The sequence below is a fragment of the Sphingomonas sp. BK481 genome, assembly GCF_014194875.1.
Lineage (GTDB): Bacteria > Pseudomonadota > Alphaproteobacteria > Sphingomonadales > Sphingomonadaceae > Sphingomonas > Sphingomonas aerolata.
Map to the genome: position 1 here is coordinate 54,614 of NZ_JACIAP010000001.1, position 26,736 is coordinate 81,349.

The window sequence follows — 26,736 nt, forward strand, 5'->3', positions numbered from 1 at the left end:
CGACCGGCCGAAAAGTCAAGAGTGGCCGGGTTGGGGGCGTTGGCCCAGGGCGTCAGGGGCGCGTCTGGGTCAGGTGGAGATAGCGTTCGTTGAATTCGGCGGCGTCGCGCAGCGCGCACCAGTCGACGACGCCGATCTGCCGCTTGCGCCGCGTGATCAGCCCGTCGGTCTCGAGCGCGCGGAGCACGCGGTTGACATGGACCGGGGTCAGGCCGAGCGCATCGCCCATCTGTTCCTGAGTCATCGGCAGTTCGTAGCTGCCATCCGCGTCGCTGAGCGAGGAGGCGCGCAGCCGGGCGGAGAATTCGCAGAGCAGGTGCGCAAGCCGCATCTTGGCGTTGCGGCGACCTACGTTGAGCAGCCATTCGCGGTGGATCGACGCCTCGACCAGCGCCTCGATCCACAAGGCGGTGGCGATCTTCGGCGAGACCGCGACAATCTCGCGCAGTGCGGGGATCGGGATCTCGGCGACGGTGATCCGGGTCAGCGCCTGGACGTCGTGATCCGATTCCTCGAGGAACAGGTTCTGGAGATCGATGAAGTCGCCGGGCATCAGGATCGAGACGATCTCGCGCTCGCCATCGGGGGTGAGCTTCTGGCGATAGGCGAAGCCGTCGATCACGAACGCGCAGCGCAGCGGGCGTTGCCCCTCGCGCAGCATATAGGTCGACTGGTCGATCGTGCGCAGCTTGCACGGCAGCGCCGCGATCGCCACGCGATCCGCCGCGTTCAGCTCGACCCGGGTCGCGAGCTTGGCAATCAGATGATCGGTGACGACGATGGGGTAATCCACATGCAGGCTCCGCTCGGGCGGGAGCATATCGAACTCTCAGTCGCCGGGTTAAGCATAGCTTGCCCAGAGGCGCCCTGCACTATCACAGGCGTTATAGTCTCGCTCAAACATAGGTTAGACGCGCATTTCGGAAATTGTCGGTTCTTGTAAGAAAATGTCGGGTGCCTCGCGCTGTACGGGTGGCGCGGAACCGATCGTCGCGCAGGGGCGTAGACGCCTTGCGAGAAACAGGGGCGAACAATGGGCGCGGCAGCGCCGGTCACCCCGGCCGTCGCATCGAACGCACAGGATGTCGCTGATGCCGCGATACAGATTTCAGATCGCCCTGCGCGGCGAGGTGATCGAGGATCACGAGGGGATCGAGCTCGCGCATCGCGCAGCGGCGATCGAGCATGCGATCGTGGCGATGCGCGAGATGCTGGCGGAGGACATCCGCCAGGGCTGTGTCGACCTGACGATGCGGATCGAGATCATCGAGGGCGGCGGCGCGACGGTCCACGTCGCGGATTGCGCCGCGGCGATGGCGGCCGGGACGATGCCGGCCCGCCGCCGCGCGTGACGCGCAGCGGACAGGCCGACGATCCTTACCAGTGGCCCTTACCAGTGGCCGGTGTTGGGCATCGACGCCCAGGGCTCGGCGGGGTCGAGCCGGCCGTCCTGCAGCAGCTCGATCGAGATGTTGTCGGGGGTGCGGACGAACGCCATGTGGCCGTCGCGCGGCGGCCGGTTGATCGTCACCCCGGCGTCCTGGAGCCGCTGGCAGGTCTCGTAGATGTTGTCGACGCGGTAGGCGAGGTGGCCGAAATTGCGGCCTTCGCCATACTCTTCCGGATCCCAGTTGTGCGTCAGCTCGACCTCGGCGCTCTCGTCACCGGGCGCGGAGAGGAAGATCAGCGTGAAGCGACCCTGCTCGTTTTCGAGGCGGCGGGCCTCCTTCAGCCCGAGCAGCTCGAAGAACGCGATCGTCTTGGCCGGATCGGTGACCCGGATCATCGTGTGCAGATATTTCATGGACGGCCTTTTCGGGTTGGATCGCCGGTAGATAGGCGGCGCCCCGGCGGGGTTCCAGAGGGGCGGGCGTCGTCGCGGACGGGCGCGCCTGTCCCGGCGGATCAGGGTTTGGGCGGGTCGAACTGGCGCAGCGCGGCGATGGCGTTGCGGGCGGTGGGGGTGTCGGGGGCGAGGCGGGCGGCTTCGGCCCAGGCGGCGCGGGCGCGGGTCTCGTCGCCGTCGCGCGCGGCGATGTTGCCCGCCTCGAGCTGAACCGAGGCGTCGTCGGGGGAGCGCTTGAGCGCCTCGGCGATGTCGCCGCGTGCGCGGGGCAGATTGCCCATCCGCCGCGCGAGCGTCGCGGACAGGAGCCAGGCAAGCGGATCGTCGCCCGCGGTGGTCAGCGCGAGATCGATATCGGTGCGCGCCGAGGCGAGATCGTCCGCCGCGACGAGCGCGCGGGCATGGTCGAGCCGTGCCTCGCCGAGCTGGAGCCCGGTCAGCGTCCCCGCGGTGAGTGCCGAATCGAGCGCGGTGCGCGCCTTGGTCGCGTCGCCCGCGGCGAGCCAGGCATTGCCGCCCTGCGCCCAGTAAGTCGCGGCGCGATCGTCGTGCGCGAGCTGTGCGTCGCGCGCCGCGCTCTCGAATTCGGCGGCGGCGGCGGCCCAGTTCTTTTCCGCGGCAAAGGCGAGCCCGCCACAGTCGCGCGCCGCGGCGCCGCCGCCCGCCATCCGCCAGCGGCCCGCTTCGGCACGCGCGGCGACCGGATCGGTGGCGATCGTCGCGATGCAGCGTTGGAGCCGCGTGGCATCGTCGGCGGGGCCGGCGGCGGCGGGCTTGGCGGCCGGTCTCGCAGCAGGTTTTGCGGCGGGGCTGGCGGCCTGGGACAGGAGCAGCGCGGGGGCGAGCAGCATCAGGATCATAAGCGGGCGATCACATCCTCGACCGCGCGGATGATCAGCGCGATGTCGGAATCGCGTGACAGGCGGTGATCGCCGTCCTTGACGAGCAGTGTCTGCACATCGGCTGAACGAAGCAGCTCGGCGAGCCGGGTGGTGCGCAGCCACGGCACCGCCTTGTCACGCTGGCCCTGGATCAGGCGGACGGGGCAGCGGATCTCGATCCAGCCGAACATCAGCCGGTTCGCCTCGCCCGACGCCCAGAAGCCGCGCGTGTAGATGGTGGGTTCGGGGCCGTAGTCGTTGGCGCGTTCGAGCCGGCCCGCGCTGAGCAGGGTCAGCTTTTCCTCAGGGGTGAAGCCCCAGTCGGTGAAGTCGGGCGCGGGGGCGATGCCGACGAGGGCTGCGACCAGATCGGGGCGGGCCTTCGCCACCAGCAGCATCAGCCAGCCGCCGAGCGACGAACCGACGAGCACCGCGGGGCCGTCCGCCAGCGCCTCGAGCATCGCGATCACGTCGTCACGCCAGTCGACCAAAGTCTGGTCCTCGAACGCGCCTTCGCTGCGGCCGCAGCCGCCATAGTCGAAGCGGAGATAGGCGCGCCTCTGCGATTTCGCCCAGGCCTCGAGCGTGACCGCCTTGGTGCCCGTCATGTCCGAGCCATAGCCCGACAGGAAGACGATCGTCGGGCCGGTGCCGGTCGTGTGGTGATAGGCGAGGCGGGGGCGGTCCGGCGCGGGGGTGGTGGTGTCGGTCATGCGCGGGCTTTAGCCAAAGCGGGCGGGTGGGGATAGGTCAGGCTGATGCGGAAGAACTGGTGAAGACCAGAGAACAAAATAGAACAGAACAAGCCATTCCCGAATACAAGATTCGGAGAATCGTTTCAAATGTGTTAAGCGACGAATCGGGTGCCCTAAGCTACCACACAAAGGGCACCCGAATGAAACCAGCAATGACTTGGCGGTCGGCTCGCTGGTTCCAAAACGGGGGATGGGTTCCCCAGCGTCGCGCTATGGAACCTAGACTGTTTTCCCATTTTGGCAAGAGCCGGTCGTTGTTTTAAGAACGATGGAGAACAGAAATGGCAAAACGCGGATCCCCACCACTCACTCGCGAATTGGCGGCTCACATCAAGTTTCTGCTTAAACGCGGCGACTTATTGCAGCAGCAGATTGCGGCGCTCTTAGGTATCAATCAGGGGCGCATCAGCGATGTGAAGCATGGCAAGAGGCATCCTGACGTACCACCGGCGAAGGGCCCATTCCCCGCCTAACATCTAGGGCGTCAGAGTTTCGGCACTGACGCCCTTTTCATGCCGGCCTGAGCCCCCGGTAAATCCTACGTGCAGGTAAGATTGGCTGAACCTTGGTGAGTTTATGTGCAGCTTTAGCGGGTGCAAAGGCGAGGCCAGCGCCTGTCCGTTCTCCCGCGTAGGCGGGAGTCCAGGGTGGCAGGGCTTGGTGCTGCTGGGCTCTGGATCCTGACTTTCGTCAGGATGACGGGGGGAGGTGGGCGGCGCTTTACCGCTGTCGGGATGTCTGGTGGGGAGGGCTGCACTTCACCACCGTCATCCTGGGCTTGACCCAGGATCCAGGATTACGGGGGGTGGTGCTGTTGGGCTCTGGATCCTGACTTTCGTCAGGATGACGGGTGGGGGAGGGCGGCGCTTTACCGCTGTCGGGATGTCCGGTGGGGAGGGCTGCACTTCACCGCCGTCATCCTGGGCTTGACCCAGGATCCAGGGTTACGGGGGTGGTGCTGCTTGGCTCTGGGGCCTGACTTTCGTCAGGATGACGGGTGGGGGGAGGGCGGCGCTTCCTCGCCGTCGGGAGGACGGGTGGGGGGCTGCACTTCACCGCCGTCATCCTGGGCTTGACCCAGGATCCAGGGTTACGGGGCGCAGCGCTGCTGGGCTCTGGGTCCTGACTTTCGTCAGGATGACGGGTGGGGGGAGGGCGGCGCTTTACTGCCGTCGTCCTGGGCCCCCGCTTTCGCGGGGGGACGGGGTCAGATGATGAATTCTACCGTCTTCATCTGGGTCTGGTCGGCGGCGACGGCGCCGCGTTTGGCGACCATCTGGCGGTGGAGTTCGCGCACCGTGTCGCTGCCGCTGGTCTTGCACAAAGCGGGGACGACCGCGTGGACGAGGGCGCCGAGGCCGCCGGCGATCATCGTCACGCCGAACCGGCTCGCGACGCCGAAATGCTCGGCATAGCTTTCGCCGACGGTGGCGGGATGGTCGAGGAAGAGGCGGCGGAACATCGGCGGGTCTCCGGACGGGGGATCGGCCTTATCCTATCAGCCGGCGAGGGATTCGACCATGGTCGCCGCGAGCAGGCTGAGCGTATCGTCGCGCGCGCCCATCACGACGATGCGGTCGCCGGGGCGCGCCTCGGCGACGAGCAGCGCGGCGGCGTCGGCGCGGTCGGCGATGTGGCGGGCGTCGCGGCCCTTCGCGGCGATCCGGGCGACGATGTCGGCGCTGGTGACCTCGCGCGTGACGGTGCCGCCATAATAGGCCGGGTCGGGGAGGACGAGCAGGTCTTCGGGCGCCATCCGTTCGACGAAGGTGGCGACGAGTTCGGTGCCCATGACCTTCAAGGGGCCATAGCCGTGCGGCTGGAACAGGATCAGCAGGCGGCCGGGAAAGGCGTGGAGCGTGTCGAGCGTCGCGGCGATCTTGTCGGGGTTGTGGCCGAAATCGTCGATCACCGCGACGCCGTTCGCTTCGCCGACGAGATCGAAGCGGCGGCGCAGGCCAGTGAAGCTCGCGAGTGCCCTGACCGCGTCGGGGAGCGACACGTCGGCGGCCATCGCCGCGCCGATCGCGGCGAGCGCGTTCGCGACGTTGTGGCGGCCGGGGACGGCGAGCGTCACGCGCGTGCGGACGCCGCGCGAGACGAGGTCGAAGGCTATCGCGAAGGGTTCGGGCTTCAGGTTTTCGGCGCGGAGGTCGGCGGACGCGTCGATCGCGAAGGTGGTGACCTGGCCGCGTGGGAGGCGCGCGGCGAGCGCTGCGGCGTCGGGGTCGTTGGCGTTGACGACCGCGGTCTTGGCCTTGGCGATGAAGGCGCCGAACAACTGGCGCAGTTCGTCGAGCGACTTGTGGTCGAGGCTGACATTGTTGAGCACCGCGATCTTCGGCGCGTAATGCGCGATCGAGCCGTCGCTTTCGTCGACCTCGCTGACGAAACTGTCGCCCTCGCCGACTAAGGCACTCGCGAAGGGGGCGTCGGGGGTGGCGAAGTTCTTCATCACCGCGCCGTTCATCACGGTGGGGTCGCGGCCGGTGGTGTGGAGGATCCAGCCGATCATGCCGGTGACGGTCGACTTGCCGCTGGTGCCCGCCACGCCGATCGGCAGGCGGCTGTCGTTGAACAAGGAGGCGAGCAACTCGGCGCGGGTGGCGCGCGGGCAGCCGAGCGCGGCGGCGGCGATCATGTCGGGGACGGTGGCCTCGATCGCGGCGGAGGCGACGACGTGCTGGTCCGGCGAGACGATGCCGCTGCCGTCCTGCGGGAAGAGCGCGACGCCCTTGGCGGCGAGATCGTCGAACTTGGCGGGGACGCGGCCCTGGTCGAGATTGCGGTCCGAGCCCGCGACGGTCGCGCCGCGGCCCGCGAGGATCATCGCGAGCGGCATCATGCCCGACCCGCCGATGCCGATGAAGAAATAGGCGGGCTGGTCGGCGGCGGTCTGGTCGGAGGGGTTGGTGATATCCATGTGCTCGCGCTATCGGCGGTTGCGTAACGGGGCAAGACAGGACGAACCATGCGCATCGGTGTTCTCGCCGCGTCGAGCCGGACCAATCCCTCGGCTATCCCCGTGGTCACCGCCTATGCGGCGCGCGCGTTTCCCGAGGTCGAGCTGGTGTTCCATCCGCAATGCACCGCGACCGACGGGCATTTCGCGGGGTCGGATTTTGCGCGGGCGGCGGCGTTTCTGGAATACGCCAATGATCCGGCGTTCGACGCGATCTGGTTCCTGCGCGGGGGCTATGGCGCGAACCGGATCCTGCAGATGGTGATGCCCGAGCTGGGGCGCGCGGCGCGGCACAAGATTTATCTGGGCTATTCGGATGTCGGGTTCCTGCTGGGGGCGCTCTACGCGCGGCGGATCGGGCGGGTGGCGCACGGGCCGATGGTCAGCGACATCAACCGGCATGACGGCGAGGCGACGGTCGCGCGGTCGCTCGGGTGGATGGCGCGGGAGGATCGCAGCGGACTCGAGCCGGGGCTCGGGGGGCAGCCTTCGGCGGCGTTCAACCTGTCGATCCTGACGTCACTGATCGGGACGCCGTGGCTGCCCGACCTGACCGATCACGTGCTGATCGTCGAGGAGGTGTCGGAGCCGATGTATGCGATCGACCGGATGCTGTTCAAGGTGGCGAACGCGACCCAGCTGAAGGGGATTGCGGGGCTCAGGCTGGGGGCGGTGACCGCGGTGCAGGCGAACGAGCCGGCCTGGGGGGAGACGCTCGATTACATGATGGTGCGGTGGGCGCGGGATATGGGGGTGCCGTATCTGGGGCGGGCCGAGGTGGGGCACACGCAGCGGAACCATGTGGTGCCGTTTGGGGTGGTTTGATCCGGCGGGCGGTAGTGCTGCTTGGCTCCTGGGCCCCCGCGTTCGCGGGGGAACGGTGCGTCGTTCCCGTTCTCCCGCGGAGGCGGGAGTCTAGAGTTATGGAGCGGGGCGCTGCTTGGCTCTGGGTCCTGACTTTCGTCAGGATGACGGGGGTGGGTTCCCCGGCGGAGGCCGGGGTCCAGGTGGTGAGGTCGGCGTAACTGGGCGCGGTCCTTTGTTGGCGACGTTTCCCAACTGGGCCCCGGCCTTCGTCGGGGTGGAGTTTGGGAGGGGCGCGGGGGTATTGCGGCGTGCTGGGATTGCGGTGCGCGCTGCTTGGCTCTGGGTCCTGACTTTCGTCAGGATGACGGGGGTGGTTCCCCGGCGGAGGCCGGCGTCCAGGTGGTGAGGTCGGCGTAACTGGGCGCGGTCCGTCATCAGTGGCGTTTCCCAACTGGGCCCCGGCCTTCGCCGGGGAACATGGGGCGGTTCGTGGGGTGTCGGTGCGTGGCGGGTTGCCTATATCGGCTGGGCGACGGCATAAGCGCCGCTCTTCAATCACGAGAAAGTTCCTCATGTCCGCCATGTTCCGCATTACGCTTCCCGACGGTTCCGTCCGCGAGGTTGCGCCCGGGACTACGCCCGCGGATGTCGCTGCGGCGATCGGGCCCGGCCTCGCCAAGGCGGCGCTGGCGGCGCGGATCGATGGGCAGGTGCGGGACCTGAACCGGCCGTTCGAGGGGGATACGCAGCTGGCGCTCGTCACCGCGCGCGACGAGGCGGATGCGCTCGAGCTGGTGCGGCATGACCTGGCGCATGTGATGGCCGAAGCGGTGCAGCACCTGTTCCCGGGGACTCAGATCACGTTCGGGCCGGCGACCGATGACGGCTTCTATTACGACTTCGCGCCGAAGGATCGCCCGTTCACCGACGAGGACCTGCCGGCGATCGAGGCGGAGATGCGCGCGATCATCGCGCGGAACGAGCCGTTCCTGCGCGAGGTCTGGTCGCGCCAGCAGCTGATCGACCGGTGGACCGAGCAGGGCGAGACGTTCAAGGCCGAATGGGCCGCCGAACTGCCCGAGGGCGAGGAGCTGACCATCTACCGCCAGGGCGAGTGGCTCGACATGTGCCGCGGGCCGCACATGGTCTCGACCGGCAAGCTCGATCCCGCCGCGTTCAAGCTGACGCGCGTGAGCGGTGCCTATTGGCGCGGCGACCAGAAGAACGCGATGCTCAGCCGCATCTACGGCACCGGCTGGCTCAACAAGAAGCAGCTCGACCAGCACCTGTTCCGGCTGGAGGAAGCCGCCAAGCGCGATCATCGGAAAATCGGGCAGGAGATGGACCTGTTCCACCTCCAGTCCGAGGCGCAGGGGTCGGTGTTCTGGCATCCCAACGGCTTCGTGCTGTGGCGCCAGCTGGAGGCGTATATGCGCCGGCGGCTCGATGCGGCGGACTATGCCGAGGTGAAGACGCCGCAGCTGATGGACGCCAAGCAGTGGGAACAGTCGGGGCACTGGGGCAAGTATCGCGAGAACATGTTCGTGGTGCCCGACGAGATCCCCAATGTGGAAGACGAGGGCGCGGTCCTGTCGGGCGAGGGCGACCTGATGGCGCTCAAGCCGATGAACTGCCCCGCGCATGTCCTGATCTTCAAGCAGGGGATCAAGTCGTACCGCGACCTGCCGATCCGGATGGCGGAGTTCGGCTGCTGCCACCGCAACGAGCCGCATGGCGCGCTGCACGGCATCATGCGCGTGCGGCAGTTCACGCAGGACGACGCGCATATCTTCGTCCGCGAGGACCAGCTGGTCGAGGAGGTGCGCAAGTTCTGCGAGCTGCTCGACAGCGTCTACAAGCATCTGGGCTTCGAGGATTATGCGGTGAAGCTCGCACTGCGCCCCGAAAAGCGGTTCGGCGACGACGCGATGTGGGACAAGGCGGAGGCCGAGCTGCGCGAGGCGGTGATGCAGTCGACGCTGAGCGACACGATCAAGGCGAATTTCGAGGAGCTGCCGGGCGAGGGGGCGTTCTATGCGCCCAAGCTCGAATTCCACCTGACCGATGCGATCGGGCGGACGTGGCAGGTCGGCACGATCCAGTCGGACCGCGTGCTGCCCGAGCGACTCGACGCGTCGTACGTCGGCGCGGATGGCGAGCGGCACCGGCCGGTGATGCTCCACCGCGCGATCCTCGGCACGTTCGAGCGGTTCATCGGCATATTGATCGAGCATCATGCCGGGCGCTTCCCGCTCTGGCTGGCGCCGGTGCAGGTGGTCGTCGCGACGATCGTGTCGGATGCGGACGACTATGCGCACAGTGTCGTCGCCGCGCTGCGCAAGGCGGGGATCCGCGTCGAGACCGACCTGCGCAACGAGAAGATCAACTACAAGGTGCGCGAGCACAGCCTGGCGAAGGTGCCGGTGCTGTTCGTGGTCGGCAAGCGCGAGGCGGACGAGGCGACGGTCGCGATTCGCCGGCTGGGCAGCCAGGGGCAGGAGATGCTGTCGCTCGACGAGGCGGTGGCACGCCTTGCGATCGAGGCGCGCGCTCCCGATATGTGATGGACGAGGCCGGCTTTCCGCGCAGAGCTTTCTGCGCTATAAGCCGGCCCAAATACTTCGTCAGAAACAACAGGAGCAACCCCCATACGTCCTCCCACGATGCGCCGGCCCATGCAGACGCCCGCGATGAACGGCCCGCGATTCAACGAATTCATCCAGAGCCAGAAGGTCCGCGTGATCGATCACGAGGGCGAGAATCTGGGCGTGATGTACACGCGCGAAGCGATCGAGCAGGCGGCCGAGCATGGTCTGGACCTGGTTGAGGTCTCGCCCAACGCCGATCCGCCCGTCGCCAAGTTTCTCGATGTCGGCAAGTTCAAGTACGAGGCGCAGAAGAAGGCGAACCTCGCACGCAAGTCGCAGAAGACGCAGGAGATCAAGGAGATCAAGATGCGTCCGAACATCGACGACCATGATTACGACACGAAGATGAAGAAGGTGAACGACTTCATCGGCGAGGGCGACAAGGTCAAGATCACGCTGCGCTTCCGTGGCCGCGAGCTGAGCCATGGCCAGCTGGGCATGAACCTGTTGAAGCGCGTGCAGGACGACGTTGCGGAGATCGCCAAGATCGAGGCGTATCCGCGCATGGAAGGCCGTCAGATGCTGATGGTGCTCGCGCCCAAGTAACGGCGTGACGACGCGGCCCCGCGATGCGGGACGCGATACGACGATAGCGACCGGCCCATCGCCCCCTATCCGGGGCGGTGGGCCGTTTGCGTTGGGGTGTAGGTCACCATGACCCTTTCCGTAGCGTCAATCGCCGCGGTCGAACCGCCTGGGCGCGATGCATCGATTTCGGGGCTATCACGCGGTGTTATTGCTCGGTGTTGCGGAAGTGCGACACAGCGACCGGAAAGTTACTTCCGCATACGGAAATCGGTGGACGCTGCATGAAAATTCCAATTACCTCCTGACCAAACCGGAAATTCGAAATAATTCGAAGCCGCCAGGAGAGATGCCCATGCGCATGACCGCATATCTGTTGTCTGCCGCCGCGACGATCGCGATCGCGGCGCCGGCCTTCGCACAGGATGTCCCGACGACGCAGCCCGAGGCGCAGACCGTACCCTCAAATACATCGGGTACCGCCGCCGCGTCGGTCGATGCGCAGCAGCAGCCGGTTGCCGAGAACGCGAATCCCCAGCCGATCAATGCGGGTGACATCGTCATCACCGCGACGCGCCGCTCCGAGCGGCTGTCGAACGTGCCGATCGCGGTGTCCGCGGTCGGCCAGGCCGCGCTGCAGAATTCAGGTGCGACCGACATCCGCCAGATGACCCAGCTCGCGCCGTCGCTGCTGATCTCGTCGACGGGCTCGGAGGCGAACGCCTCGGCGCGTATCCGCGGCATCGGCACGGTCGGCGACAATCCCGGCCTCGAAAGCTCGGTCGCGGTGTTCATCGACGGCGTCTATCGCAGTCGCACGGGGTCGGGTCTGAACGATCTCGGCGAAGTCGACCGGATCGAGGTGCTGCGCGGGCCGCAGGGGACGCTGGCCGGGCGCAACGCATCGGCGGGCACGATCAACATCTTGACCAAGCTGCCCTCCTACCAGTTCGGCGGCTATGGCGACGCGACCTATGGCAATTACAACAATATCCGCATCGCGGGCGGGCTGACCGGGCCGATCATCAAGGACAAGCTGGCGTTCCGGCTCGACGGCGTGTTCGGCAAGCGCGACGGCTATTACTACGACGTCATCAACCAGACCGATTACAACGACCGCAACCGTTATTTCGTGCGCGGGCAGCTGCTGTTCGAGCCGAGCGCCGACGTGTCGGTGCGGCTGATCGGCGATTACACGCGGCGTGACGAGAAATGCTGTGGTGCGGTCTATATCGACACGCGCGAGAAGATCGATCCGACGCCGGGCGTCGCGGGCGACTTCGCGATCAACCCCGCGGGCAACCGCATCCAGCAGGTCATGCAGAGCATGGGCGCGGTGTTCCCGAGCCAGGGCGACCCGTATAACCGCCGCATCGCCAACACGCTGGGCCGCGCCTATTCGAACATCACCAAGGATTATGGCGGTTCGGGCCAGATCGACGCGAACCTCGGCTTTGCGCAGCTGACCTCGATCACCGCGTACCGCGAGTACAAGTCGGGCGGCGCGGCGGACATCGATTACGGCAATCTCGACATCGGCTACCGTGCGGACGACGGCAACAGCTATCGCCAGTTCCACACCTTCAGCCAGGAAGTCCGGCTGAACGGGTCGCTGTTCGACGACAAGCTCGACTGGCTGGTCGGCGGCTATTATTCGAAGGAAGACCTGGTCGTCGCGGACAATCTGAAGTTCGGAACGCAATATGGCGCGTTCGCCGCGTGCCGGATCGTCGCGACGGTCAACCCGGCGGCGGCGCTGCGCAATCCGGCCAATCCGGGCTGCCTCAGCGCGGCGGGACGTGCGGTCCTGTCGGGACAGGTTCCGGGCACGCAGCCCGCCTTCGGCGCGCTGACCGGTACCATCCTGAGCGGCATCGACCGGCTGAGCACGCTCAACAATCTGGGCGACCAGCGGTCGACCTATTATCAGGACAGCGAGAATTACGCGTTCTTCACGCACAACATCTTCAAGGTCACCGACAAGCTGTCGATCACCGGCGGGCTTCGCTACACGCATGAGCAGAAGGACTTCCACGCCGATTTCAACAACAACAACACCGTCTGCCCCGCGCAGCAGGCGGCACTGAGCCCGCTGCTGGCGAGCGCGGCGGTGCCCGCCAGCCTGAAGACGCTGGTCGGCGGGATCGTCACGCTGACCTGCACGGGCAATTCGACTTCGGCGCTGAACGGGCTCGATCTCAACGACGGGTTCAAGGAAGGCGAGTTCAGCGGCACGGGGATCGTGTCGTACAAGCCGCGCACCGACACGCTGCTCTATGCGTCCTATTCGCGCGGCTACAAGGCGGGTGGCTATAACCTCGACCGGTCGGATCTGACCGCGAACGTCTTCGCGTCGCCGACCAATGCGAGCGCGAGCCGGCTGCGGTTCGATCCCGAGACGGTCAATTCCTATGAGCTGGGGCTGAAGTTCACGTCCGCGCAGTTCACCTTCAACGTCGCGGGCTTCCGCCAGGAGTTCAAGAACTTCCAGCTGAACACGTTCAACGGCACCAACTTCATCGTCCAGAACATCAGCTCGTGCGACACCAGCCTGAACGGCGCGGATCGCGATGCGAGCGCGGCGACGGGCGCGTGCACCGGCGACGTGAAATATGGCGTGCGGTCGCAGGGCGTCGAGCTCGAGGCGGGGCTGTTCCCGGTCCGCGACGTCGCGGTGTCGCTCGGCTACACCTATGTCGACACGACCTTCAAGAACAACCTGGTCGGGTCGGAGACGGGCGAGGCACTCGACCCCGCGCTGTTCCTGCTGTCGGGCAACACGCTGTCGAACGCGCCCAAGCACACGGTCACCGCGTCGGGGACGTGGACGCCCGAGCTGGGGTCGTCGGGGATCACCGGGCTGTTCTACATCGATGGCCGCATGACCAGCGACTATAACACCGGGTCGGACCTGTTCACCGAGAAGACGCAGGACGGCTTCTTCCTGATGAACGCGCGGATCGGCATCCGCGGGCCGGCGCAGAAATGGGCGGTCGAACTGTGGGCGCAGAACCTGCTCGACACCGATTACCAGCAGGTCGGCTTCAACGCGCCGTTCCAGGGTGCTGGTAATCTCGACCAGGTGAAGGCGTTCGGCGGGGTGGGGAACCAGATCTTCACCTCGTACCTCGCCGAGCCGCGGACCTATGGGCTGACGGTGCGGACGCGGTTCTGAGCGTTCGACGTCGCTAGGGAAGGCCGGTCCGCTCGGGAGAGCGGGCCGGCCTTTCTTGTTTGTGGCGGGGAGGGTCGCGCCCTTCCGTCATCCCGGGCTTGACCCGGGACCCAGGGTTACGGGGGGTGGCCTTTGTGGCTCTGGGTCCTGACTTTCGTCAGGATGACGAAAAGAAAAGGGGGATGACGGGAGGGGGAGGATGACGATTAGTCAGGCGGCGAGGTCGAGTTCCTTGCCGGCGGCCGCCGCGAGCAGGCGGCGTTCGAGCGTCTTCAGCCGGGCGGGGGCGGTGATGCGGTCGCCGGTGAGGTCGGTGATGTAGAAGGTGTCGACCGCGCGTTCGCCGTACGTCGCGACATGCGCGGAGTGGATCGTCACCTTCGACTGGAAGAGCGCCTGGGCGAGCCGGTTGAGCAAGGCGGGGCCGTCGCGGGCGTTGACCTCGACCACGGTGAAGCGGTTCGAGGCGCGGTTGTCGATCATCGCGTTGGGGACGATGTCGAACGCCTCGGCGCGCGCGCGCGGGAGCGGCTTGGCGACGAGGCGGTCGGCGAGCTTGCCGCGGTTGGCGAGCGCATCCTCGATCGCGGTCTTCAGCCGGGCGAGCTGTTCGCTGCCGTCGAACGGGCGGCCGAACGGGTCCTGGACGAGGAAATTGTCGACCGCCATGCCGTCGCGCGTGGTGTGGATCCGCGCGTCGATGATGTTGCCGCCCGCGACATGGATCGCGCCGGCGATCCGGTAGAAGAGCCCGGGATGATCCGCGGCGTAGATCGTCACGAGCGTGGCGCCGCGGCCCGGATAGACATGCGCGTCGATCGCGAGCTGCGCGTCGCCGGTGCCGGCGAGGAAGCGGGCATTGTGGACGAGCACGTCCTCGGGCTCGGCGATCCAATAGGCCTCGGGCATGCGGCGGACGAACGCGGCGAACTCGGCGTCGCTCCAGCCGAGATCGGCGTGGAGCGTCTCGTGCTTGGCGGCGATGCGTTCCGCGCGGCCCTTCTGCTTGTGGCCGAGGCGGAGCACCTCCTCGGCGGATTCATAGAGGTCGCCGAGCAATTGCCGCTTCCAGCCGTTCCAGACGCCGGGGCCGACCGCGCGGATATCGACGATGGTGAGGACGAGCAGCAGGCGCAGCCGCTCGGGGCTCTGCACCACGTCGCAGAAGTCGAGGATCGTCTTGAAGTCCGACAGGTCGCGCTTGAACGCGGTCGCGGACATCAGCAGATGCCAGCGGACGAGCCAGGCGACGGTCTCGGTCTCGGCCGGCGACAGGCCGAAGCGCGGGCAGAGGCGCTGCGCGACCTCCGCGCCGAGGATCGAATGATCGCCGCCGCGGCCCTTGGCGATGTCGTGGAGCAGCACCGCGACATAAAGGACGCGGCGCGAGACGATCTGGCGGAAGATCGCGCTGGCGAGCGGATGGTCGTCCTTCAAAGCGCCATTCTCGATCCGCGCGAGCAGGCCGAGCGCGCGGATCGTGTGTTCGTCGACGGTGTAGTGGTGGTACATGTCGAACTGCATCTGCGCGACGACGCGGCCGAAATCGGGCACGAAGCGGCCGAAGACGCCAGTCTCGTTCATCCAGCGCAGGACGAGTTCGGGATCGCGCGGCGAGCTGAGCACGTCGAGGAACAGCGCGTTGGCGGTCGGATCGTCGCGGATGTCGTCGACCAGCTTCACGTCGCGGGCGGCCGCGCGCATCGCGAGCGGGTGGATCTCGAGCGTGTTGCGGTCGGCGAGCTGGAAGATCTCGATCAGCCGGACCGGACTTGCGCGGAAGAAGTCGTCGTCGGGCAGCGCCAGCCGGCCGCGGTCGAGGACGAAGCCGTTCAGCCGGCGCGGGCTGCGGCGGATCGTCGGCAGCCCGAAGCGGCGGCCGCGCGCGGCGAACTTCTCGTCGAGATGCGCGAGGAAGACACCGGTCAGGTCGCCGACGGTCTTCGCCTGGAGGAAGTAGAAATGCATGAAGCGCTCGACCTTCGGCTTGCCCGGGCGGTCGGAGAAGCGCATCCGGTCGGCGATCTCGCGCTGGACGTCGAAGGTCAGCCGGTCCTCGGCGCGACCGGTGATGCTGTGGAGGTGGCAGCGCACCGCCTGGAAGAAATTGTCGGCGCGGTGGAAGAGGCGATATTCGGCCTTGGTAAACAGCCCGACATCGACGAGCTGCGCCGCGCGCTGGACGTCGTAGATATACTTGCCGATCCAGAACAGCGCGTGGAGATCGCGCAGGCCCCCCTTGCCCTCCTTGACGTTGGGTTCGACGACATAGCGCGTGTCGCCCATCTTGCGGTGGCGCAGGTCGCGCTCGACGAGCTTGTCGGCGATGAACGCGCGCGCGGTATCCGCCTGGACCTCGACCTTGAAGCGGCGCGAGGCCTCTTCATAGAGATCCATGTCGCCGGTGACGTAGCGCGCCTCGAGCAGGGCGGTGCGGACGGTGATGTCGGCCTTGGCCTGGCGGATCATCTCGTCGAGCGAGCGGCTGGACTGGCCGAGCTTCAGCCCGAGATCCCAGAGCGTGTAGAGCATCGATTCGATGATGCGCTCGACCCGCGGGGTCTGCTTGCCCGGCGTGAGGAAGCCGATATCGACATCCGAATGCGGCGCCATCTCGCCGCGGCCATAGCCGCCGACCGCGATCAGCGTGAGCCGGTCGTCGGGGGTGGGCGCGGGCGCGGGGTGCAGCCGGGTGGTGGTGAAGTCGAACAGCAGGCGGAGCAGCTGGTCGATCAGATAGGCCTGCGCGCTCGACACCTCGAGCCCGCGGCTGGGATGTTCGGCGAGCCGCTTGGCGACCTCGACCCGGCCCGCGTCGAGCGCGGCCTTGAGCAGGATCGTCGCCTGGCGGCCGAGCGCGACCGGGTCGGTCTCGTCCAGCGCGGCGATGGTGTCGGCGACCGCGCGGCGATCGATGATCGCGCGGCGGTTGGGCAGGTGATCGAAGCGGCCGGTCATGCGGGACCAGATAGGGCGCGCGGCGCCATTCGTCATCTTGATTGCGGGAATCCTTCCCGAACCCTAGGTCTTCGCGCGGGTTTGGCGAAAGGAAGACGATGAGCGAAGCGTTGCGCGTGGGACTGGCGGGCTTGGGAACCGTGGGGGGCGGCGTCATCCGGCTGCTCGACGCGAACCGCGAGCTGATCGCCAGACGGGCCGGCCGCGCGATCGAGGTCGTCGCGGTGTCGGCGCGCGACCGCTACAAGGATCGCGGCGTCGATCTGACGCGGTTCGCCTGGGTCGACGATACGACCGCGCTGGCGCAGCAGGCGGACGTCGATGTCGTCGTCGAGCTGATCGGCGGATCGGACGGCCCCGCGCTGACGCTCGCGCGCTCGACACTCGCCGCGGGCAAGTCGTTCGTGACCGCGAACAAGGCGATGCTCGCGCATCACGGCTATGAGCTGGCGACCGCGGCGGAGGCGGCGCGCGTTGCGCTGAAGTTCGAGGCGGCGGTCGCGGGCGGGATCCCGGTGATCAAGGGCCTGCGCGAGGGCGCCGCGGCGAACGCGATCGGGCGGGTCTACGGCATCCTCAACGGGACGTGCAATTTCATCCTGAGCAAGATGGAGGCAGAGGGGCGCGATTTCGCCGAGATCCTCGCCGAGGCGCAGGCGCTGGGCTTTGCCGAGGCGGATCCGAGCTTCGACATCGACGGGGTGGATGCCGCGCACAAGCTGTCGATCCTCGCCTCGATCGCGTTCGGGACACGGCCGGCGTTCGACACGGTCGCGGCGAGCGGCATCCGGCACCTGCTGGGCGCGGACATCGCCGAGGCGGCGGCGCTGGGCTACCGCGTGCGGCTGCTCGGGCTGGCGGAGGACGGGCCCGACGGGCTGTTCCAGCGCGTGCATGCGCATCTGGTACCGGTCGACCATCCGCTCGCGCATGTGACGGGGTCGCTGAACGCGGTCGTTGCGGAGGGCAATTTCGTCGGGCGGCTGCTGTTCCAGGGTGCCGGCGCGGGCGACGGGCCGACCGCGAGCGCGGTGGTCGCGGACCTGATCGACATCGCGCGCGGTGAATATGGCCCGCCCTATGCAATGCCGGCGGCGTCGCTGGTCGCGGCGGCGACCGCGGACAGCGGCGAGCGGCGCGGGCGCGCCTATCTGCGCTTCACGGTCGCGGACCGGGTCGGCGTGCTGGCCGAGATCGCCGCGGCGATGCGCGACGCGGGCGTCTCGATCGAGAGCTTGATCCAGCGCGGCGCGATGGCGGACGGCAGCGTGCTCGTCGCGATCGTGACGCATGAGGGGCCGGAACGCTCTGTGGCGCAGGCGCTGGAGAAATTGCGGGGGTCGCAGAGTCTGGTTGGGCAGCCGTTGTGGATGCATATTCTGGGGTGATTTTGGGGGTGGGGTGATGGTGACGGGCGACGGGCCTGCCGCCGGATGCCCCACCGGTTGCCGTCATCCTGACGAAGGTCACGACCCAGGGTGGCGGAGGGCTGCACTGTGTGGCTCTGGATCCTGACTTTCGTCAGGATGACGGGGTTGTGGGCGGGTGGTGGCGGCCGCTCCCTTCCGTCATCCTGGGCTTGACCCAGGATCCAGAGTTGCAGGGCGCTGCACTGCTTGGCTCTGGGTCGTGACGTTCGTCAGGATGACGGGGTTGTGGGCGGGTGGTGGCGGCCGCTCCCTTCCGTCATCCTGGGCTTGACCCAGGATCCAGAGTTGTGGGGCGCTGTGCTGCTTGGTTCTGGGTCCTGACGTTCGTCAGGATGACGGGGTTGGGGTGCGTGGCGGCCGCCCCCGCCGTCATCCTGGGCTTGACCCGGGACCCCGCGTGGCGGGGCGGGGCGCTGCTTGGCTCTGGGTCCTGACTTTCGTCAGGATGACGGGGTGGGTTACGGTCTGGCGGGGGCCGGCGGCGTGGGGTCGGACAGGTCGATGGCGATGCGGCCGGTCTTGTCGGGTTTTTTGGCGAAGGCGCTTTTGGCGAGCGCGACGGCGCCGGCGACGAGGGGGGCGATCGGGGGGCCGAAGCCGGACTGGCAGCCGCTCTGGGTCGCGGCGCAGGGCGTTCCCTCGAGCGACAATGCGCGGATCGCGGTCATGTTCGGGTTGGAGGCGACGGGGCGGTCGGGCGGGCCCCAGTCGGGGAGCGGGAGGCGCGGGCCCGATTGGGTGCCGGGCGCGCAGACGGTGATCGTCTTGTCGCCCTCCTTCACCACCGGACAGTCGGGGGGATTGAGGATCGACCAGCTCTTCTCGGTCGGGGCGGACGATACCTGTGTGGCGGCGGGCTTGGCCGCAGGTGTAGCGCCGGCCTGTGCGAGCGCGAGCAGGGTGACGAGAATCATCGACGGCGCCTCAACGGTTTGCGGTGATCATGGGCATCGCCCGAGCATGGACCCGATCGGGGCGTCTTGCCACTGTCCAGATGGCGGGGGGCTGATGGCGGGGGCGTGATGGCGCGGGGGTCAGGGCGCGGGTTTGCGGAGGCCGCCGGCGGTGACGCCCGCCGCGCCGACGCCGACCGACACGCCGGCCATGCCGCCGCCGACCTGGAACGGGCCCATGTCCTGGACCGGGGTGCGCGCGTTGAGCAGCCGGACGCGTTCCGCGGCGAGGCTTTCGTGGCGCGGATCGCCGGGATCGTGCTCGACGAACGGCACGCGGAACCGATCCGCCTGGCGAAGGCCGCAGACGGTGATGTCGGTCGAAGCGGGATCGACGACGCAGCGGGGTTCGGCGGCGAGTCGCTCGCTGGCCTTGGCGAGCAGCGGGTCCTGAGCAAGAGCCAGAAGCAAGGCGAACATGACCTGTCCCCGATACGCGATGGGCCGATACGAAGCTCGTCGCGAGGGTGACGCACGCGCAGGCGAGCCGCAAGCGTCAGTCGGTCGGATCCGGATCTATTCTGGCGACGCCGAGCCGGGGGATCTCGATCGCGGGGCAGCGGTCCATGACGACCTGAAGCCCGGCGGCTTCGGCGCGGGCGGCGGCGTCCTCGTTGATGACGCCGAGCTGGAGCCAGACCGCCTTGGCACCGATTGCGATCGCCTGGTCGACGGCCTCGCCCGCGGCGGCGGAATTGCGGAAGATGTCGACGATGTCGATTTGGTCGCCGAGCTGGGCGAGTTCGCGGAAGACGAATTCACCATGGATGTGTTCGCCGGTGATCTGCGGATTGACCGGGATGACGCGGTAACCGTGCGCCTGCATCCGCGCCATCACGCCGTAGGAGGGGCGGTCAGGGCGGTCGGAGGCGCCGACCAGCGCGATCGTGCGCGCGTTTTCGAGCAGCGCTTTGATATCGGGATCGGCGGTAAGAGGCATCGCGGCGTCCTCTTCGGGAGAGCACCCGTCCGGGTCTGTACATAGACCGGTCGGGTGGCTGGAATCCTGGTCCGCTCGTGCCGTAGCTCTACGCGCCAGGCACGACCGGTAACAGCACAACGGCGCGGGCCCCAAAACGTTTCACATTTTTCCAATCCATGCGACGACCTGAGCGGCGAGGGCGGCAAAGATCACGTCGTCGGGCTCGGCCGCGGGGGGCGTTCCCGCGTCGGAGGCGGTGCGGATCGACAGCGTCAGCGGGACGCGGCCGAGGAACGCGATGCCGAGCTCACGCGCCGCCGCCTCGGCGCCGCCGTTGCCGAACGGATCCGAGCTTTCGCCGCAATGCGGGCAGACATAGCCCGCCATGTTCTCGACCAGTCCGATGATCGGGATGCCGGCTTTCTCGAACAGGTCGATCGCGCGGCGCGCGTCGATCAGCGCGAGATCCTGCGGGGTCGAGACGATGATCGCGCCCGCGGGACGGTATTTCTGGACCATCGTCAGCTGGACGTCGCCGGTGCCGGGGGGAAGATCGAGCACGAGCGTGTCGGTCGCGCCCCAGTCCGCCTCGACCAGCTGGCCGAGCGCGCCCGCCGCCATCGGCCCGCGCCAGGCGAGCGCGCGGCCGGGATCGACGAGCTGGCCCATCGACAGGAGGGGGACGCCGTAGGGGGTGGGGACCGGGTCGAGCACCTTGTCCTTCGCGGTCGGGCGGGTGCCCTCGACCCCCATCAGCCGCGGCTGCGACGGGCCGTAGATGTCCGCGTCGACGAGGCCGACGCGGCGCCCGGCCCTGGACAGCGCGATGGCGAGGTTGGCGGACAGCGTCGACTTGCCGACCCCGCCCTTGCCGCTGGCGACCGCGATCAGCCGGCGGGTGGTGCGTTCGGCGGTCATGACCACGCGCACCTCGCCGACGCCCGGCGCGGTCGCGGCCATCTTCACCGTCGCCTCGAGCGCGTCGCGCGCCTTGGGGTCGAGGCCGGTCGCATCGACGACCACGCCGAGCCGGGTTCCTTCGAGTCGCACCGTGGCGCGCGGGCCCGCCACTGCGGCAATCGCCGCCTTTACCGCTTCAATGTCGATCATCGCCGCCAGATAGGCCCGTGGCGGGCGCTTGGCACTGTTTTTCCGCGATGGCACACCTATAAAGGTTGGATGACGATCTTTACGCGCTGGCTCCGGCGTCCCCCCATTCTCGCCGTCGAAACGCCAAAGGGCCCCTGGGGCGGCTCGGGTGACGACAATGCCGGCGAGGGCGGCGGCCCCCGCAATCCCTGGGCGCTGCCCCCCGGCGGGCGCAAGCCGACCGGCAAGCCGAGCGCGCTCGACGAATTCCTGAAAAAGGCGCGGGTCTCGGGCGGCGGTGGCGGCGGCGGCAGCAGCGGCGGCGGATTCGGCGGCCTGCCGACGGGCGCCAATGCGCGCGCGCTGTGGGCGATCGCGGTGGCGGTGATCGTGGTCCTGTGGCTGCTGTTCACCTCGTTCCACCAGATCGGGCCGCAGCAGCGCGGCGTGGTCACCTATTTCGGCAAATATGCCGGCACGCTCGACCCGGGCATCCGCCTGACCCCGCCCGCGCCGATCGCGAGCGTCGAGGTGGTCGACGTGCAGAATATCCGCACCGACAATTTCCCCGTCGGCGACGGCGAGAATCTGACGCTGACCGGCGACCAGAACATCATCGACCTGGCCTATTCGGTGCGCTGGGACATCGCCGATCCGCGCGATTACGTGTTCCAGCTCGCCGAGCCGAACACCACGGTGCGCGCCGCGGCCGAGAGCGCGATGCGCGCGGTGGTCGCGACGACGACGCTCGAACAGGCGATCGGCACGGGCCGCACGGTGATCGAGCAGCGCGTCGCCGAGCTGACCCAGCAGATCCTCAACGACTATAAGTCGGGCGTCCGCATCCAGGGCGTCGCGATCAAACAGGCCGCCGCGCCCGCGCAGATCGTCGAGGACTTCAACGCGGTGACCGCGGCGCAGCAGGAAGCGATCGCCAACCTCAACCAGTCGCGCTCCTATGCGCAGCAGGTCGTGGCGCGCGCGCAGGGCGAGGCCGCATCGTTCGACAAGGTCTATGAACAATATCGCCTCGCCCCCGAGGTGACGCGTCGACGGATGTATTACGAGACCATGGAAGCGGTATTGGCCAAGAGCGACAAGACGATCGTCGAGACCCCGGGCGGCGTCGTCCCCTATCTGCCGTTGCGCAACGGCAAGCGGCTCGCTGATCCGGAGGTCGCGCCGCGCGCCGCCCAGCCGGCGACGCCCGCGCCGGCTGCGGCCGCGGCCGGCGCCCAGCCGGGAGCCGCCCAGTGAACGGCCTGACCTGGCGTAACCCGCTGATCGCGGGCGCGATCGCGCTGGTGCTCGTGATCCTTGCCGCGGCGAGTTTTGCGATCGTGCCGGAAACGCAGCAGGCGGTGATCCTGCGGTTCGGCCAGCCGATCCGGACGGTCAACGCCTATGCGCCCGGCCAGCCCTTCGGCCAGACCGGCGCGGGGCTGATCGCACGCGTGCCGTTCATCGACCGCATCGTGTGGATCGACAAGCGCGTGCAGGACATCGAGCTCGACAACACGCTGGTGCTGTCGACCGATCAGCTGCGGCTCGAGGTCGATGCCTATGCGCGCTACCGCGTCGTCGACCCGCGCAAGATGCGCAACGCGGTCGGCAGCGAGGAACGCATCCCCGACCAGCTGCGCCCGATCCTGGGCTCGGCGCTGCGCAACGAGCTGGGCAAGCGGCGCTTCGTCGAACTGCTCAGCCCCGAGCGGTCCGAGCTGATGGACAATATCCAGACCGGGCTGCAGCGCGTCGCGAGCCAGTACGGCGTCGAGATCGTCGACGTGCGGATCAAGCAGGCGAACCTGCCCGTCGGCCTGCCGCTCGAAAGCGCGCTCAAGCGCATGTCGAGCGCACGCCAGCAGGAGGCGATCACGATCCGGGCCGAGGGCCAGAAGCAGGCGCAGATCGTGCGTGCGCAGGCGGATGCCGATTCGGCGAAGATCTATGCCGAGAGCTTTGGCAAGGATGCCGACTTCTACGACTTCTACCGGGCGATGCAGTCCTACCGGCACACGTTCGGGGCAGATGGCGGTCCGGCACCTGAAGGATCGACGTCGATAATTCTTTCGCCGAACAACAGCTATCTGCGGGAATTCGAGGGCCGCGGGCGTTAAAGCCCGTGAGCTTGCTCTGAACACCCGTTCATATTCAAGCGTCGTTCAGCCGTAATCGGCGATGAAACCCCGGTTTCGGACGATGAAACGAGAGGACAATATCCAGTGCGTTACGCCTACGCCATTACCAGCGCTCTACTGCTCGGCGGCGCGACCGCGACGCTCGCGCTCCAGCCCGGCACCGCTTCGGGGACCGGCCAGGTCGCCCAGAACGAACCCGGCGCGATCCAGGCGGTCGTGCCCAAGCCCGGCGCGCCGATGAGCTTTGCCGACATGGTCGCGCGGCTCCAGCCCGCGGTCGTGAACATCTCGACCAAGCAGACGATCGTCCAGAAGCAGCAGGCCAATCCGTTCGCGGGCACGCCGTTCGGCGAGCTGTTCGGCGGCATGGGCGGCGGTCCGCAGGGTGGCCCGCCGGTCAAGCGCGAGGGCGCGTCGCTCGGCTCGGGCTTCCTGATCTCGGCGGACGGCTATGTCGTCACCAACAACCACGTGATCTCGCCGGGCGCGCAGGGCGCGACGGTCGATTCGATCACCGTGACGCTGAGCAACAAGAAGGAATATGTCGCCAAGGTCATCGGCAAGGACCAGGAATCGGACCTGGCGCTGCTGAAGATCGACGCGCCGAACCTGCCCTTCGTCAAGTTCGGCGATTCGAACGGCGCGCGCGTCGGCGACTGGGTCGTCGCGATCGGCGAGCCGTTCGGGCTGGGCGGCACGGTGACCGCGGGGATCATCTCGGCGATCAACCGCGTCACCGGGCAGGGCGGCGCGTATGACCGCTTCATCCAGACCGACGCGTCGATCAACCAGGGCAATTCGGGCGGGCCGATGTTCGACCTGAACGGCAATGTGATCGGCGTGAATTCGCAGATCTTCAGCCAGTCGGGCGGCAATATCGGCATCGGCTTCGCGATCCCCGCGGCGACCGCCAAGCCGATCATCGCGACCTTCATGAAGGGTGGCACGATCGAGCGCGGCTATATCGGTGTGACGCTGGGCCGTGGCGGCACGATCGACGAGGATACCGCAGCGGCGCTCGGCATCGCCAAGAACCAGGGCGAGCTGATCAACGACGTCACCGCGGGCGGGCCTGCGGCGCGCGCCGGGGTGCGCGCGGGCGACGTGGTGACCAAGGTCAACGGCCAGGTGGTCACGGTCGACCAGTCGCTGTCCTATCTCGTGTCGAACGTGAAGCCCGGCCAGACCGCGCGGCTCGACATCCTGCGCAACGGTAAGCCGACGAGCGCGAACGTGGTCGTGGTACCGCGGCCGAGCGCGGACAAGCTGGCGGCGACGCTGGGCGGCGACGCGCAGGGCTTCGGCACCGACGACGGCGATGACGATGACGCAGCGACCGGCGCGGCACCCACCGCGGGTGCGGCGCTCGGGATCGGCGTCCAGCCGCTGACCCCGGCGATCGCGCAGGCGGTCGGCGTCGAGGCGGGCACGCAGGGCGTGGTGATCGCGGCGGTCGCGCAGACGAGCGATGCGTTCGGCAAGCTCAAGCGCGGCGACGTGATCATCTCGGTCAACGGCACGCCGGTGCGCAGCGCAACCGAGATGCAGGGCGCGGTCACGACGGCCAAGGCCGCCGGGCGCCCGCAGGTGCTGTTGCAGGTCAAGCGCGGGCGCGGGCCGGCGCAGTTCCTGCCGGTCAAGATCAAGTAATCCACCCGACACTCGCGTGTCCCGAAGGACCGTCGCTCACCCGAGCGGCGGTCCTTTTTCTTTGCGGGGCGCGGGGTTAGGATCGGGATCGACAGCGAGGACATAGCAGCATGGGCGACGGCATCTTCATCGGCGCGAGCGCGGACGGTACGCGGCAGACGCTCGAGCTCAGACGCGCGAACCGGCACGGGCTGATCGCGGGCGCGACGGGGACGGGCAAGACCGTGACCGTGCAGGGGATCATCGAGGGGTTTTCGGCAAACGGCGTGCCGTGCTTCGTCGCGGACGTGAAGGGCGATCTGTCGGGGCTCGCCATGGCGGGGTCGCCGACCGCGAAGACGCATGCGATCTTTGCCGAGCGCGCCAGGGCGATCGGCGATGACGGCTGGGCCTATGCCGACACGCCGGTGCAGTTCTGGGACCTGTTCGGCGAGCAGGGGCATCCGATCCGCACGACGATCAGCGAGATGGGGCCGGTGCTGCTCGCGCGGCTGCTCGATCTTAACGAGGTGCAGGAGGGGGTGCTGACGATCGCCTTCCACGTCGCTGATACGGAAGGGCTGTTGCTGATCGATCTCGACGATCTGCAGGCGATGCTGAGCGAATGCGCGGGGCGGGCGGACGAGCTGACGACGACCTATGGCAACGTGTCGAAACAGTCGATCGGCGCGATCCAGCGGGCGCTGCTCCAGTTGCGCAGCCAGGGCGCGGAGCATTTCTTCGGCGAGCCCGCGCTCGAATTGCGCGACTTCATCGGCGTCGACGACCGGGGGCGGGGGCTGGTCAACATCCTCGCCGCGGACAAGCTGATGGCGAGCCCGAAGCTCTATTCGACGTTCCTGCTGTGGCTGATGAGCGAGCTGTTCGAGCAGCTTCCCGAGATCGGCGATCCCGACAAGCCGGTACTGTGCTTCTTCTTCGACGAGGCGCATCTGCTGTTCGATGCCGCGCCCAAGGCCCTGCTCGACACGATCGCGCAGGTCGTGCGGCTGATCCGGTCGAAGGGCGTGGGCGTGTATTTCATCACGCAGAACCCGATCGACATTCCCGAGACGATTGCGGGGCAGCTCGGCAACCGGGTGCAGCATGCGCTGCGCGCGTTCACCCCGCGCGACCAGGCGGCGGTGCGCTCCGCGGCGGAGACGTTCCGGGCGAATCCGGGGGTCGATGTCGCGACCGCGATCACCGAGCTGAAGGTGGGCGAGGCCCTGGTGTCGCTGTTGCAGGCGGACGGGTCGCCGACGCCGGTTGCGCGCACGCTGATCAAGCCGCCGGTGTCGCGGGTGGGGCCGATCACGCCCGCCGAGCGCGCGGTGATGATCGAGACGGATGCGATCGGGGCGAAATACGACACGCTGGTGGATCGCAAGTCGGCGGAGGAGCTGCTCGCGGCGAAGACCGAAGCGGCGAGCGCGGCGGCGGCGGAGGCGAAGGCGACGACCGCGGCGGAGAAGGCGGCGGTGGCGCAGGCGAAGCTCGACGCGAAGGCGGCGCGCGAGGCTCGGGCGGCGGAGCGCGAGGCGGAGCGGGTTGAGCGGGCGGCCGAGCGCGAGGCGGCGGATTCGCCCTGGGCGAAGATGGCGTCGTCCGCGACGCGGGCGGCGAGCTCGTCGATCGGGCGGCAGGTGGCGAACGAAATTGGGAAACAGGTGTTCGGGACGACCAGCCGGAGCCGGTCGCGGTCGCGCGCCGGGGCGTCGGGGGGTGGGCTTGTGGGGAGCGTGCTGCGCGGGGTGCTGGGGGGGTTGTTTCGGGGGTGATGGGGGTGGGGTGCGGTTCGGCTCCTCCAGTTACCACCCCGGCGGAGGCCGGGGCCCAGTTGGGGAGTCGCTGTAACGGAGCGCTGTCCTGCATCACTGGCGTCCCCCAACTGGGCCCCGGCCTTCGCCGGGGTGGTGGCGCTCTTTGGGGGGCTGGCGTGTCCTCCCCCATGGTCACCCGCGAAGGCGGGTGCCCAGACTGGGTCCCCGCCTTCGCGGGGACACAACGGGGAG

21 protein-coding genes are annotated in these 26,736 nt (G+C 68.0%); 10 read left to right on the forward strand and 11 right to left on the reverse strand.

Annotated elements, in window-relative coordinates:
• Positions 1–52 precede the first annotated feature (52 nt).
• Entirely contained in the window at positions 53–793 is a 741-nt protein-coding gene (locus tag FHY04_RS00245) for a Crp/Fnr family transcriptional regulator (RefSeq protein ID WP_311723057.1), read from the reverse strand.
• Positions 794–1,091: 298 nt separating this feature from the next.
• Here FHY04_RS00245 and FHY04_RS00250 point away from each other — a divergent pair, with 298 nt between their 5' ends.
• A complete protein-coding gene (locus FHY04_RS00250) occupies positions 1,092–1,352 on the forward strand; it encodes a DUF6894 family protein (protein WP_183935031.1) in 261 nt (86 codons plus the stop codon).
• Positions 1,353–1,390: 38 nt separating this feature from the next.
• On the opposite strand, the gene FHY04_RS00255 is transcribed toward FHY04_RS00250, so the two are convergent.
• The 5 genes from FHY04_RS00255 to FHY04_RS00275 all read right to left on the reverse strand — a co-directional run bounded on the left by FHY04_RS00255 (position 1,391) and on the right by FHY04_RS00275 (position 6,405).
• Entirely contained in the window at positions 1,391–1,804 is a 414-nt protein-coding gene (locus FHY04_RS00255; RefSeq protein ID WP_037531709.1) for a VOC family protein, read from the reverse strand.
• 101 nt (positions 1,805–1,905) lie between these two features.
• Positions 1,906–2,706, reverse strand: coding sequence for a hypothetical protein (locus FHY04_RS00260; protein WP_409349134.1), 801 nt, complete (start codon positions 2,704–2,706; stop codon positions 1,906–1,908).
• Entirely contained in the window at positions 2,703–3,440 is a 738-nt protein-coding gene (locus FHY04_RS00265; protein ID WP_183935032.1) for an alpha/beta fold hydrolase, read from the reverse strand. The genes FHY04_RS00260 and FHY04_RS00265 overlap by 4 nt, the downstream gene beginning before the upstream one ends.
• 1,249 nt (positions 3,441–4,689) lie before the next feature.
• Entirely contained in the window at positions 4,690–4,944 is a 255-nt protein-coding gene (locus tag FHY04_RS00270; protein ID WP_031395112.1) for a DUF6356 family protein, read from the reverse strand.
• 36 nt (positions 4,945–4,980) lie between these two features.
• Positions 4,981–6,405 carry a glutamate ligase domain-containing protein gene (locus tag FHY04_RS00275; protein ID WP_183935033.1) on the reverse strand — a complete coding sequence of 475 codons (1,425 nt, stop codon included), beginning with the start codon at positions 6,403–6,405 and terminating at the stop codon, positions 4,981–4,983.
• A gap of 48 nt (positions 6,406–6,453) precedes the next feature.
• On the opposite strand from FHY04_RS00275, the gene FHY04_RS00280 reads away from it, so the two are divergent.
• The 4 genes from FHY04_RS00280 (at position 6,454) to FHY04_RS00295 (ending at position 13,599) form a co-directional block, all read left to right on the forward strand.
• Entirely contained in the window at positions 6,454–7,269 is an 816-nt protein-coding gene (locus FHY04_RS00280; RefSeq protein WP_183935034.1) for an LD-carboxypeptidase, read from the forward strand.
• Positions 7,270–7,823: 554 nt separating this feature from the next.
• On the forward strand, positions 7,824–9,815 hold the full coding sequence (gene thrS / locus FHY04_RS00285; RefSeq protein ID WP_183935035.1) for a threonine--tRNA ligase: 1,992 nt from the start codon (positions 7,824–7,826) through the stop codon (positions 9,813–9,815).
• A 99-nt stretch (positions 9,816–9,914) separates the two neighbouring features.
• Positions 9,915–10,445 carry a translation initiation factor IF-3 gene (gene infC, locus FHY04_RS00290; RefSeq protein ID WP_031396176.1) on the forward strand — a complete coding sequence of 177 codons (531 nt, stop codon included), beginning with the start codon at positions 9,915–9,917 and terminating at the stop codon, positions 10,443–10,445.
• Positions 10,446–10,779: 334 nt separating this feature from the next.
• Complete coding sequence (locus FHY04_RS00295; protein WP_183935036.1) at positions 10,780–13,599, forward strand: TonB-dependent receptor; 2,820 nt, start codon at positions 10,780–10,782, stop codon at positions 13,597–13,599.
• A gap of 210 nt (positions 13,600–13,809) precedes the next feature.
• Here FHY04_RS00295 and FHY04_RS00300 read toward each other — a convergent pair whose 3' ends face one another.
• On the reverse strand, positions 13,810–16,557 hold the full coding sequence (locus tag FHY04_RS00300) for a [protein-PII] uridylyltransferase (RefSeq protein WP_166746977.1): 2,748 nt from the start codon (positions 16,555–16,557) through the stop codon (positions 13,810–13,812).
• 98 nt (positions 16,558–16,655) lie between these two features.
• Here FHY04_RS00300 and FHY04_RS00305 point away from each other — a divergent pair, with 98 nt between their 5' ends.
• Complete coding sequence (locus tag FHY04_RS00305) at positions 16,656–17,945, forward strand: homoserine dehydrogenase (RefSeq protein ID WP_159512341.1); 1,290 nt, start codon at positions 16,656–16,658, stop codon at positions 17,943–17,945.
• Between the two features lie 500 nt (positions 17,946–18,445).
• Here FHY04_RS00305 and FHY04_RS00310 read toward each other — a convergent pair whose 3' ends face one another.
• The 4 genes from FHY04_RS00310 to FHY04_RS00325 all read right to left on the reverse strand — a co-directional run bounded on the left by FHY04_RS00310 (position 18,446) and on the right by FHY04_RS00325 (position 20,972).
• Positions 18,446–18,901: a hypothetical protein gene (locus tag FHY04_RS00310; RefSeq protein ID WP_183935037.1), complete on the reverse strand. Its 456-nt coding sequence runs from the start codon at positions 18,899–18,901 to the stop codon at positions 18,446–18,448.
• A 120-nt stretch (positions 18,902–19,021) separates the two neighbouring features.
• Complete coding sequence (locus FHY04_RS00315) at positions 19,022–19,360, reverse strand: hypothetical protein (RefSeq protein WP_107931843.1); 339 nt, start codon at positions 19,358–19,360, stop codon at positions 19,022–19,024.
• A gap of 76 nt (positions 19,361–19,436) precedes the next feature.
• Positions 19,437–19,880: a CoA-binding protein gene (locus tag FHY04_RS00320; RefSeq protein WP_183935038.1), complete on the reverse strand. Its 444-nt coding sequence runs from the start codon at positions 19,878–19,880 to the stop codon at positions 19,437–19,439.
• A 141-nt stretch (positions 19,881–20,021) separates the two neighbouring features.
• The gene (locus FHY04_RS00325; protein WP_183935039.1) at positions 20,022–20,972 is read right to left on the reverse strand and encodes an Mrp/NBP35 family ATP-binding protein; all 951 of its coding nucleotides are present in this window, start codon (positions 20,970–20,972) and stop codon (positions 20,022–20,024) included.
• A gap of 69 nt (positions 20,973–21,041) precedes the next feature.
• Here FHY04_RS00325 and hflK point away from each other — a divergent pair, with 69 nt between their 5' ends.
• The 4 genes from hflK to FHY04_RS00345 all read left to right on the forward strand — a co-directional run bounded on the left by hflK (position 21,042) and on the right by FHY04_RS00345 (position 26,502).
• Positions 21,042–22,208 carry a protease modulator HflK gene (gene hflK / locus FHY04_RS00330; RefSeq protein ID WP_183935040.1) on the forward strand — a complete coding sequence of 389 codons (1,167 nt, stop codon included), beginning with the start codon at positions 21,042–21,044 and terminating at the stop codon, positions 22,206–22,208.
• A complete protein-coding gene (gene hflC / locus FHY04_RS00335; protein ID WP_031395778.1) occupies positions 22,205–23,071 on the forward strand; it encodes a protease modulator HflC in 867 nt (288 codons plus the stop codon). Before hflK ends, hflC begins: the two co-directional genes overlap by 4 nt.
• A 105-nt stretch (positions 23,072–23,176) precedes the next feature.
• Positions 23,177–24,742 carry a Do family serine endopeptidase gene (locus FHY04_RS00340; RefSeq protein ID WP_183935041.1) on the forward strand — a complete coding sequence of 522 codons (1,566 nt, stop codon included), beginning with the start codon at positions 23,177–23,179 and terminating at the stop codon, positions 24,740–24,742.
• A 110-nt stretch (positions 24,743–24,852) separates the two neighbouring features.
• On the forward strand, positions 24,853–26,502 hold the full coding sequence (locus FHY04_RS00345; RefSeq protein ID WP_183935042.1) for a helicase HerA-like domain-containing protein: 1,650 nt from the start codon (positions 24,853–24,855) through the stop codon (positions 26,500–26,502).
• Positions 26,503–26,736 lie beyond the last annotated feature (234 nt).